Below are 10,391 nucleotides of genomic sequence, written 5' to 3' on the forward strand. Positions count from 1 at the left end.
TATATTACGAGAAAAATAGCTTAAATTAGAAAAAAAATTCCAGGAATTGCAATAAAATCAAATGAGCCAAAATCAAAACCAATTATCCCAAGGGCCACTTGCTGGTGTCAAAGTTGTGGACCTTTCTTTACTCCTTCCAGGCCCCTTGTGTTCGCAACATTTAGCAGATATGGGTGCAGAAGTAATCAAAATTGAAAATCCCAGAGCCTATGATGGATCTCGTGCGATGTTTAAAGGCAAAACTGGTTATCCTGCTTTATACATGATGTTGAATCGAAATAAAAAAGCGATTACATTGAATCTTAAACGAGACCAAGCCAAAGAAATTCTTTTTAAACTTTTAGAAGATGCAGACATTTTACTCGAAGGATTTCGTCCCGATGGAATGGATAAGATGGGAATCGGTTATGATGTCTTAAAAGAAAAATTTCCTCGTTTGATTTACTGTGGAATTTCTGGCTACGGAATCTCGGGAAAATACGTAGACTTTGCCGGACATGATTTGAATTACTTAGCGGTCTCTGGAGTCCTTGACCAAACAGGAAATCCCCCAAGGCCTGCTGGTTTTCAATTGGCAGATGTGGGAGGAGGAACTCTGACGGCTCTATCTGCAATCCTTGCTGCTCTTTATTTTAGAGAAAAAACTGGCAAAGGACAACGGATTGACATTTCGATGACAGATGCTTCCCTCCAATTTCTTTCGTTATACGGTGGAATTTTATCTTCATCAGAAAAATCGCCAGAAGCAGGGAACGATATTCTTTCTGGTAAATTGCCAAACTATAATGTTTATGAAACAAAAGAAGGAAGATATGTAGCCCTTGGTGCCTTAGAAGATATGTTTTTCCAAACTTTTTTACGGGCCGCAGGAATGGAAAACTTAACGAAAGATCATCCTATGAATGAAGAAAACATTCCTCTCATTAAACAAAAGTTAACTGATTATTTTAAATCCAAAACTTATTCCGATTTACAACCAATCTTTGACAATACAGACGCTTGTCTTTCTCCTATTCTCAATATGAAGGAAGTTTCAGAAGATTCACATTTGAAAGAACGAGGTATGGTGATCGAAAGAAACCATCCAAAATATGGACCAATTCTACAATTTGGGTCACCGTTTCATTTTTCAGAGACACCTTTTGTTTATAGAAACGACCCACCAGAACATGGGGAACATACGGACGAGATTTTGGGTGGATTGGGGTTTTCCAAAGATAAAATTGCGGAGTTTAAAAAAGACCGAGTGATCTAACAGCTCCCTTGCTTTTTTTTAGTAATTTCTTTATTTTGTCCCAGGGGGGAGGTACACTCTTCCCTAAACCTACTCTATGAAGTTATTACAAGTATCCGACCTTCACCTTTCCCAAATTTCCCCCGAGGAAAAGATTTATTCCCTTTCCGTATTACGAGAAATTTTACAAACGGCAGAGTCGACGAATTGCGATCGTATTCTTTTTTGTGGGGATCTTTTTAATACATTTCCCGATTTAGAAGGATTACGTTCAGATTTTCTAAAAGAAGTATCCTCTTATTCAGGAATCATTTATTTTCTGCCAGGGAATCATGAAATTTTAGAAAAAAGAAATAGCAACCATTATGCGAGCTATGATTGGTCTTCTAAAGTAAAGGTTTTAGATAAAACTCCTTATTTTTTATTTGAAGACAATGGGATTGAATTTTTAGCAATCCCACACCAGGAAAATTATTCGGAATTGTTACTTGCACCTCCACCAACAAAACAAACAAAACTTCGGATTGGACTCGCTCACGGAACTGTTTCAGGAATGAGTTTTACTGGTCTTAGTGAGGAAGAAGAAGAGGGCGGCTCTTATTTGGATCCCAATTTAATTCAAAATTTAGATTTGGATTATCTTGCCATTGGGCATCTCCATAAAGCTCGAATGGGGACTGTTGGAAAGTGTAATGTTGGTTATGCTGGATCTTCTCGTGTATGGAGAAAAGGAGAATCTGGAAAAAGAGGAGGTATCTTTTTGTTTGTCGAAGGTAGTACGATTCGTACGGAATCTGTAAATTGGAAATCTGCAGGTGAATATAAAGAAATTATCGTTTCTTTGGATACGGAGGGAAAACCAGAGGAGAGTATCGAAACATATTTAGCGGAAACAAATCCAAACGATTGGATTGTGTTTCGATTTGCAGGGTACGTTGATTCGATGTCAGAAAAACAAAAATTCCAAGAAACAGTTCTTCGCGATTGGAAATCCAAATTTCGAATTTTGGAGTTTGATCCCGATGAATCACAAATCACCGTCATCCAACACCTTTCTGAAAATGAATTCGTAAAACAGTTTTTAGATAAGATGAACGAAAGAAAAGGACAAATGGATCCTAGTCTTTGGAGACACACTCGGGTCACAGGCATTCGATTGATTTTGGAAGGAAAGAAAAATCGATGATATTAAAAATAGAAAACTTCGGTATCTTTTCCAAAAATGAATTTCCCATTGAAAAAGTGACTGTGTTCACGGGTCCCAACGAATCAGGTAAAACAACTATCTTGGATGCCTTTGTCTCGGCTCTCGTGAAAGTTGTGGGAAGCACAAAGTATGGTGCCCTTCTTAATGCAAGATACAAACCTGAAAGAAATTCTGATTTGGGGATACCCAAACTTTCTCTTTCCCAAAATTTATATTTGAACTCACTAGTCATTAGGGAAGGAAATATGGATGTAGGTTCTGAAAAAGAACTGATTAGCACCATTGAACAAACCATATTTGATAGTGGATATAATCCTGCTAAACTCATAGAGCAGGTAGAACAACTTGCAACAAAAACGGGAACAAGAAAGTCCGCTAAAGAATGGAATCAAACTTTATTAGAACTTACGACTGCCAAACAAAGGTTTAATGAGTCAGAGTTGAATTTAAATAAAATCTCTTCTCAATTTGCTGATTTACCAACCTGGGAGATCGAACGTCAAAAACGAAAAGAAGAGTTATCCTCTTCTTTAGAAGAACAAATTAAACTACAAAAACGTTTAGAAGAATATAAGGAAACTGAACAATTCGCGGAAGCGGACCGAGTGTATGGCCAATTGTTACAATGGGAAACATTACGAACCCAATCGAAGTCAGATGAACGAATCCTAAAATCAAATGGGGATCAAAAATCAAAAGAAATTGATGGGGAAATCCAATCGATCGAACAAAAATTATCTCTTTCAAAAGAACGATTTCTACAATTGGAAAAAAAATTAGAATCTTCTCTGAGTCAAAAAACATTAACAGAACAAAAATCCAAAAAATTGGAATCCTATTTTGATTTTTTTGAAACTTGGAAGCATACCATTCGTAAATTTCAAGAAGAATCCCCAGTGGTCCAAAGAATCACTTGGAATCCATTATATAGAAGTTTGGCGGGCGGGTTTGGTGTTTTTGGGATTTTTTCTTTGATCCTTTCCTTATTCACAGATTTTGGTGTTTGGATTTATATTCTCCCAATTTTCTTTTTAGGTGCGACTTTATTTTTTGTTTTTCGTGCTAAAGAAATCAAACTTGAACGGGATGAACCCAAGTGGAACGAAATGGTTCGTCGGATCGCTACCGAAATGGAAACCAAAACTTTAGGTGAATGGAAACCTGATTCACTGACTATGGAATCTATTACCTTAATGTTCCAACGATTTGATCGGGAATACACAAAACATAAACTGGAAGGAGATAACTTTCAAACGGCCATCACTAGTTTGGAAGAAGAAATCAATCAGTTTCGCATTGAAGAAAAAAAAGGGAAGGAACTTCTTTTTGAAAAAGAAAAAGAATTAACGGCAATTTTGCGAGAATCTGGAGTGAATTCAATTTCTGAACAAACTGAATTATTTGTTCAAATTCGATTGAAACAAGAAAAGTTGCGAACATTAGAAGAATCCTTAAAACTTGAGTCCAAAAAATGGGGAATTAATGAATTAGAAGATTTAAAACTCCAATTAAAAGAAAAACGAATGGATTTAGAAAAAAAAGGAATCTCAAAGACCTATTCCTCGGAAGATCGGACCGCCAAACAAAAATTAGAAAACGAAATCCAAACAATTTCCAATAAAATTCGAGATCTTGAAAGAATCCTTGTTGAGTTAGAGAAAAAATTGGATACGGGTAAAGCTGTTTTGGAGTCCAGAATCGTGCCTGCCCAAAAAGAATGGGAACAAAACAAACGCGATTTAGAAACAAAAGAAAAAAAGACAAATGAATTGGAAAAGAACTTTCAGGCTCTGGAAGTGTTAACAGAAATTTTTACTGAGATGCAATCTGAAAGTACAGATAAAATGTCATCTCTTGTTAAATCATTACAAAACAGAATGGATGCACTAAAAGGTTCTCTTCCAACAAAACAAATCCAATGGAATGGATTTTCTGATGAAATTCAGATCACCTCCGACTCCTCTAAAACTAGCCAAGTCTTTACAAATTTATCCACAGGAACGAAAGAACAAATTTCTTATGTTCTGCGTTTGGAATATGCTTTTCGCATTGGGAAACAATTCAATTTACCTTATCTTCTGTTGGATGAGCCATTTCGACATATGGATATTAGTCGAAGAGATGTTGCACTTGCCTACACATTGCAATGTATTGCCAATGCAGAAGAAGAATGGAAAGTCGTATTTTTTAGTTTTGATGAGGATTTGGTTTCAAAGATTAACGTTTTGGCAAAGGAATATAATCTCCCTTGCCAAATCCATGAATTAACTAAACGAGTTTCTTAGCTTCAGAAAATACTGTATCGTAATTTGGTTCGCTACCGATCTCGGGTACAAGTTCCGTATAACGGATGATATCGTCTTTATCCACCACAAATACGGCTCGTGCTGATAATCCCGCAAGTGGGCCACCAGCGATATGAGTACCATAATTTTTGGAAAAAGAAAAATCTTTGAACTGCGAACCGGTAATTAAGTTTTCTGAATTAATTCCTTCAGTGGAACAAAATCGTTTCATCGCAAAAGGAAGGTCTCCAGAAATGATTAAGGTTGTGATTCCATTTTCCTTCGCTACTTTTTCGTTAAACTTTTTGGTTTCAAGGGCACAGACAGCTGTATCTAAACTGGGAACCGCCACAAGGATTTTTACCTTCCCTGCTAAATCTTTTAAAGTCAAATCACCTAAATCTTGTTTGGCGACTCGAAAGTCTGGGGCTTTATCCCCCGGTTTGGGAAGGTTTCCTTCGAGTGGAACGGGATTTCCTTTGAGTGTTACTTGTGCCATGCTGATCTCCTTTGTATTTAGACTAATCTAGTCTTTCATCGAGCGGATTCTTCGGGAAGGATTTTTTCCATCCAAAGCAAAGATTCCGAGAGTTCGCCTTTCCGAATGGTTTCACTTAAATGACGGACTCGATCCAAAAGCCACGAAGGTGAAAGGTCGGTAATTTCTTGAAACGCATTCAATTCTTCCCGATTTAAGGATCCATCAAATGTAGAACACAAAGCAAAGATTGCAATCGGCCAATTCCTTTCTTCTTTTGTCAGTTTTGGGAATAAATGTACAAACTCGTTCCAATCATCTAAATCGGTCAGTTTGTCTTTATTTGGTAAAAGTCGTATCAATCCAAAGAGTAAGTATTCAAAGTTAGGATGGAATGTTTTTGTGTATACAATGGATATTGCCACAGCACGCAGTGTGGTTTCGATGAATACTTCGGAACCTTGTTTCGATTGGATTTTGAGTAAAATTGCATCCGACAACTTTCTTGTGATGATTCGTTTGCGTAACTCAAATAAAATCAAATAAGTTGTTACACTGTCCCAGATTCCTGTAATTGGACCCGAAACATATTCAATTAAAAATCGAAGTCCTGTCCTCCCCAAAAATACCTTTAATAGAAGTTTGGCGAATATATTGGAAAGAAAAACTTTGCTTTTGTACAAAACGGTCCGAAAGAATAGTGCCCGTTCATTTAAATGTTTATAAGGATCAATTCCATACAATCGAATCCTAGGATCGGGAATTTCTAAAACCAACCTAGCCATCATGCCCGGAATGGGAGTGATGAGCTCTGGCTCTTCTGCAAGTTCAATGTCTGCATACTGTGCCATTCGATAGGAAAGGTGAAATCCCAATCGAAAGAGGAGATAAAATTCAATGAAAGTGACTAGAGCCAAAAGAAAAACAAACTCAGTCAGAGTGATGATTGAATGAGTTTCCAAACTCCAAAACTCAAGTGGAGGAAGACAAGTTGAAAGAAAAACGAAGGTGATCGATGGTAAAAACCCAATCCAAAAAGATAAAAAAACGCCCCAAAGAAGAAGTTTTTTGGACTGGGAGGCAAAACTTTTGTCGGAATTTTCGGGTTTTCTCGCATGTGAATGGATCGAAATGAGAACCTTACGCCCCCATTGTTCTAAAAATCCCGGTTTGTAACGTTCTGTACTCATTTTTTTTTGCAACCAGAATCCTGGATTGGGACTCCCACTCCATGAAACAGGAATTCTCGATGATGATACAAGCTGAAATCAAAACCAAAGCACCCATTGATTGGGTGACTACGATCTTTTTAATAACCTATCCGTTAGTAGGGATTTTCGGAACCCTCTATTTGTATCTTTATGATTCAGTTCATATTGGAACTTGGGCTCTGTTTGTATTTTATTTTTTTGCTACAGGAATGGGAATCACAGTAGGTTATCATAGACTTTTTTCTCACAAAGCTTATGATGCAAAAACACCCGTCAAACTCTGGTTACTTCTTTTTGGAGCAGCAGCATTTCAATCAACAGCCTTGGAATGGAGTGAAGACCACCGCATCCACCATCGTTTTGTCGATACAGACAAAGATCCTTATTCCATTAAAAAAGGATTTTGGTTTGCTCACATTGGTTGGTTATTTCGCAAACGTAAGTATGTCCAACAAGGAGTTCAGGATTTGGTAAATGATCCTTTGGTTCTGTGGCAACATAAACATTTTTATTCTATTTCTATTTTTATGTGTTTTATCCTCCCAGGTCTTATCTCTATGTTATGGGGTAGTTTTTTAGAAGGAATGTTTGTTGCTGGTTTTTTAAGACTGTTTGTAGTTCACCAGTTTACTTTTTTTATCAATAGTGCATGTCACGTTTGGGGAGAAAGAACTTTTTCTAAAGAACAAACAGCAAGAGATAACTGGATCATCGCCTTCTTTACATTTGGTGAAGGGTTTCATAACTTCCACCATGAGTTTCAATCAGATTATCGAAATGGGATACGTTGGTTTGACTATGATCCATCTAAATGGATGATCAAAGGTCTTTCTTTTTTAGGTCTTACATATAACTTAAAAAAAGTTTCTGAAGAAAAAATCCTGCAGAAGACCATGTATTTAAAAGAAAAAGAAACTTTAAACCAATTTGCGAATTTGGAAGAATCAAAACTACGCCATTGGGAAGAACAACTAACTAGCCTTAGGGAAACTGCGATCAAAGAATTCCAAACTTGGAAACAGGCAAAACAATCTTCCAACGAAAAAGAAGTCGGGATTCTTCGCAAAAAATTTGAACAAACAAAAGAAAGTTGGGAGAAACTTCTAAACCAACCGGGAAAACCGATTTTTTCTTAACCGCGAATTTCCCGAAAGATTTCTTTCGGGATACTCGGAACATCTCCAGGGCCAACTAACGGTAAATAAACCATAAACCTTGTTTTTCCTGGAGAGGACTCCACTTCAATCCTTCCTTTGTGTTTTTCGATAATTCCTTTGACTATTCCCAGCCCAAGCCCCGTACCTTCGCCTTGGTCTTTCGTTGTAAAAAATGGATCCCAAATTTTGTCTTTGATCTCGACTGGAATTCCCGAACCGTTATCTTCAAAACTAATCAATACATAATCTGCTCCAATCATTTGCGAAGAAATGATGAGTTTGGGATGTTCTATTTTTTTCATCGCATGGATGGCATTGGTGATAAGGTTTGTCCAAACTTGGTTTAGTTCATCAATATTACACCTAACTGGAGGGATACTTCCATACGCCCTTTCAATTTCCACTCCATGTTTGATTTGGTTTTGCATGATCACAAGAGTGTTTTCTAACCCTTCGTGAAGGTCGGACTCCGCATAAGAGGCTTGTCCTAAATGGGAATAGTATTTGAGGGCTTTGACAATCCGCACTATATTGCGAATTGCATATTTGATGTTTTTGATATTTCTTTGTAAGCTCAAAGTATTCTTTAACATCTCAAAGGTTTCTTTTCCACCGGCCTTCCAAATACGAATGAGTTCCTCTTGCATATGCAAAAGATGATGATCAATGATAAAGGTTGCTAAATCCGTTGCATCATTTTCACTGATTCCATCTTGGACAAATCGAAATTTTGTTTCTTTTTTGAGTTTGAATTTGTCTTTAGGATCGATCTTTGCCGCTGGGTCTTCTTTCACGAAACTAAATAGAATGTCCAAATAGATGGAACGAAAATCAGGATTCTGAATGAGTTGTGAGATGTCTCCTAAATGCGATAATACATAAACTAAATTAGCATCAAGGTTGTCTGCTGATCCATTGATGACAGCAGCAGGCGTATTGATTTCATGAGCAATCCCCGCTACCATCACCCCCAGAGAAGCCATTTTTTCCGATTGGACTAAGTGAGCTTGTGTTTCTTCTAATTCTTTCGTTCGTTCTCTTACCTTTGCTTCCAAAGTTTCTGTTAAGTTCAATAACTGTTGGTAAATCATTGAATTAGATAATGACATCAGAGAAACAGAAAGGATTTCCAAAATGATTTCAATTTCTTCTATATCATAAATTTTTCCTTCTTTGTGTTTTCCAAGTAAGATAAAACCAACAAGACTTGATTTGATTGAAAGAGTAGCAACTAACTCTGATTTGGTTTCTGTAAAAAAGTTTAATGCTTGTTTGGCTATTTTTTCATGATTGGGAGAGGCAAACTGGATGAAATTTTCTTTGATATGGATACCTTCGCGTTCGGAGAGCCATAGTAAAAAAGGATTAAAGACGGGAAGAGAAGGTAAATTTGAAAACTTTTGGTCTAATGATTCTAAAAAAGGTCTGGGACGAAATTGGCCTTCCCTTTCATCCCAAGTATACACTTGGACAAACTCCGCTGGGATTTTTGAGGCAAGGAACTGACTGATGGTTTCGCTGATTTGGTCTGGGTCGTTGAAGGAAATTAGTTCTTCTTTGAATTTTTCTAAAGCAAATAGGTTTTGGACGAGTTCATCACGTTTTTTTGGTTTTTCCATTCCTTGTGGTGCCTGTTTTTTGCGTAAAAAATACAAAACCAAAAGATTCAGAATTCCAAAAAGAGTGGCAAATAGGAAGTAGGTTTCTGTGGAATTGATACTGCTTAAAGCATAAGCAAATCCAAACCAACCAAATGCAGAAAGGATTATGATTCCGAAGGGAAAGAAAACTTGTGTTTGCATGTCACCTGTATAGAATGTAAGAACTAGATTATTTTGGTGCAGATTCCACTTGGGTAAAGAACTATTTACAATCGCTCGTATCTTCGGAGCTTATTATGAAATTTATTCTGAAGGAACTACCTATGCCCTCGCCGTACTTAAGGGAAAGTTGCGACTGAAGAACTCAAACGAAAGACATCCCTTTGTTGTGGGAGACTTAGTTTTGGCTGAAAAATCTTCCGGGGAAGAGTGGGTCATATCGGAAAGACTGGAGCGAAAGAACTACCTTTCTAGAAAAAGTGACCGTGGCGACAGTCATGTGTTATGTGCCAATTTAGACCAAGTGGCAATCCTTGCTTCCTGTAAAGACCCAGAAACCAAACCAGGATTCATTGACCGATTGCTTGCCGCTTCTTATCAAACAGGAATTCCTCCTCTGGTCATTTTTACAAAAAAAGATTTAATTTCGGAAGAAGAAATTGAAGAGAGGGAAGTTTACTATAGAGAGTTAGGTTATGAGGTATTAAGTGTGTCTCTTCTTTCAGAGGAATCCATCCAACCTTTGTGGGAACGCATCCGTGGAAAACGAACCTTCCTTTGCGGGAATTCTGGAGTAGGGAAATCCACTCTCATGAATCATCTCCATAAAAAAACAGTGCAGAGAACCAATCTTGTCAGCGGGTCCACCAAAAAAGGAAAACATACCACAACCAATTCTTTTGCCCTGTTTTTGGAAGAAAACACGGTTCTCATCGATTCCCCTGGGGTCAAAGAATGGGGGATTTTACACCTGACGCCTGTTGAACTTTGGGAAAGTTTTCCCGAATTACGCAAGATTAAAGAAACCTGTCAGGAAATTTATTGCTGTGAACTGGGTTCTGAGTGTCCAATGCGAAAACACTTAAATGAATCCATGGATGAAACTAGAAAAAAGAGCTTAGAATCCATGATCGAAAGCCTTGAAAACCCGCATCGTGTGACAAGGCGGGACCATTGGACAAAAGCTGTTACAAAAAGGTATTAGGGAAAAGAGTTGCC

8 protein-coding genes are annotated in these 10,391 nt (G+C 37.5%); 5 read left to right on the top strand and 3 right to left on the bottom strand.

Features of this window, described 5'->3' with window-relative positions; translation table 11 throughout:
- Positions 1-61: 61 nt before the first annotated feature.
- The 3 genes from CLV96_RS13710 (at position 62) to CLV96_RS13720 (ending at position 4,726) form a co-directional block, all read left to right on the top strand.
- The gene (locus tag CLV96_RS13710) at positions 62-1,255 is read left to right on the top strand and encodes a CaiB/BaiF CoA transferase family protein (protein ID WP_004784752.1); all 1,194 of its coding nucleotides are present in this window, start codon (positions 62-64) and stop codon (positions 1,253-1,255) included.
- 76 nt (positions 1,256-1,331) lie between these two features.
- Positions 1,332-2,420 (top strand): metallophosphoesterase family protein, encoded by a 1,089-nt coding sequence (locus tag CLV96_RS13715; protein WP_004787630.1) that lies wholly within the window; start codon positions 1,332-1,334, stop codon positions 2,418-2,420.
- On the top strand, positions 2,417-4,726 hold the full coding sequence (locus tag CLV96_RS13720; protein WP_004786638.1) for an ATP-binding protein: 2,310 nt from the start codon (positions 2,417-2,419) through the stop codon (positions 4,724-4,726). The genes CLV96_RS13715 and CLV96_RS13720 overlap by 4 nt, the downstream gene beginning before the upstream one ends.
- On the opposite strand, the gene tpx is transcribed toward CLV96_RS13720, so the two are convergent.
- Both tpx and CLV96_RS13730 read right to left on the bottom strand, forming a co-directional pair.
- A complete protein-coding gene (gene tpx / locus CLV96_RS13725; RefSeq protein WP_004787509.1) occupies positions 4,710-5,225 on the bottom strand; it encodes a thiol peroxidase in 516 nt (171 codons plus the stop codon). The two genes, CLV96_RS13720 and tpx, sit on opposite strands and share 17 nt — an antisense overlap.
- Positions 5,226-5,260: 35 nt before the next feature.
- A complete protein-coding gene (locus CLV96_RS13730) occupies positions 5,261-6,394 on the bottom strand; it encodes an LBF_2804 family protein (protein WP_040917316.1) in 1,134 nt (377 codons plus the stop codon).
- A gap of 59 nt (positions 6,395-6,453) precedes the next feature.
- On the opposite strand from CLV96_RS13730, the gene CLV96_RS13735 reads away from it, so the two are divergent.
- The gene (locus CLV96_RS13735) at positions 6,454-7,551 is read left to right on the top strand and encodes an acyl-CoA desaturase (protein ID WP_004786133.1); all 1,098 of its coding nucleotides are present in this window, start codon (positions 6,454-6,456) and stop codon (positions 7,549-7,551) included.
- Here CLV96_RS13735 and CLV96_RS13740 read toward each other — a convergent pair.
- Positions 7,548-9,374, bottom strand: coding sequence for a sensor histidine kinase (locus CLV96_RS13740; RefSeq protein ID WP_004787120.1), 1,827 nt, complete (start codon positions 9,372-9,374; stop codon positions 7,548-7,550). The genes CLV96_RS13735 and CLV96_RS13740 overlap by 4 nt on opposite strands.
- 49 nt (positions 9,375-9,423) lie before the next feature.
- Between CLV96_RS13740 and rsgA the strand changes: the two genes are divergently transcribed.
- Entirely contained in the window at positions 9,424-10,377 is a 954-nt protein-coding gene (gene rsgA, locus CLV96_RS13745) for a ribosome small subunit-dependent GTPase A (RefSeq protein WP_004784517.1), read from the top strand.
- Positions 10,378-10,391: the final 14 nt, after the last annotated feature.

The organism is Leptospira meyeri (assembly GCF_004368965.1).
Taxonomy (GTDB): domain Bacteria; phylum Spirochaetota; class Leptospiria; order Leptospirales; family Leptospiraceae; genus Leptospira_A; species Leptospira_A meyeri.

Excerpts from the sequence above, each read along its gene's own strand:
- CLV96_RS13735 (WP_004786133.1), top strand. The coding sequence starts at position 6,454 with ATGATGATACAAGCTGAAATCAAAACCAAAGCACCCATTGATTGGGTG.
- CLV96_RS13720 (WP_004786638.1), top strand. The coding sequence starts at position 2,417 with ATGATATTAAAAATAGAAAACTTCGGTATCTTTTCCAAAAATGAATTT.
- CLV96_RS13715 (WP_004787630.1), top strand. The coding sequence starts at position 1,332 with ATGAAGTTATTACAAGTATCCGACCTTCACCTTTCCCAAATTTCCCCC.
- CLV96_RS13740 (WP_004787120.1), bottom strand. The coding sequence starts at position 9,374 with ATGCAAACACAAGTTTTCTTTCCCTTCGGAATCATAATCCTTTCTGCA.
- tpx (WP_004787509.1), bottom strand. The coding sequence starts at position 5,225 with ATGGCACAAGTAACACTCAAAGGAAATCCCGTTCCACTCGAAGGAAAC.
- CLV96_RS13730 (WP_040917316.1), bottom strand. The coding sequence starts at position 6,394 with ATGAGTACAGAACGTTACAAACCGGGATTTTTAGAACAATGGGGGCGT.
- CLV96_RS13710 (WP_004784752.1), top strand. The coding sequence starts at position 62 with ATGAGCCAAAATCAAAACCAATTATCCCAAGGGCCACTTGCTGGTGTC.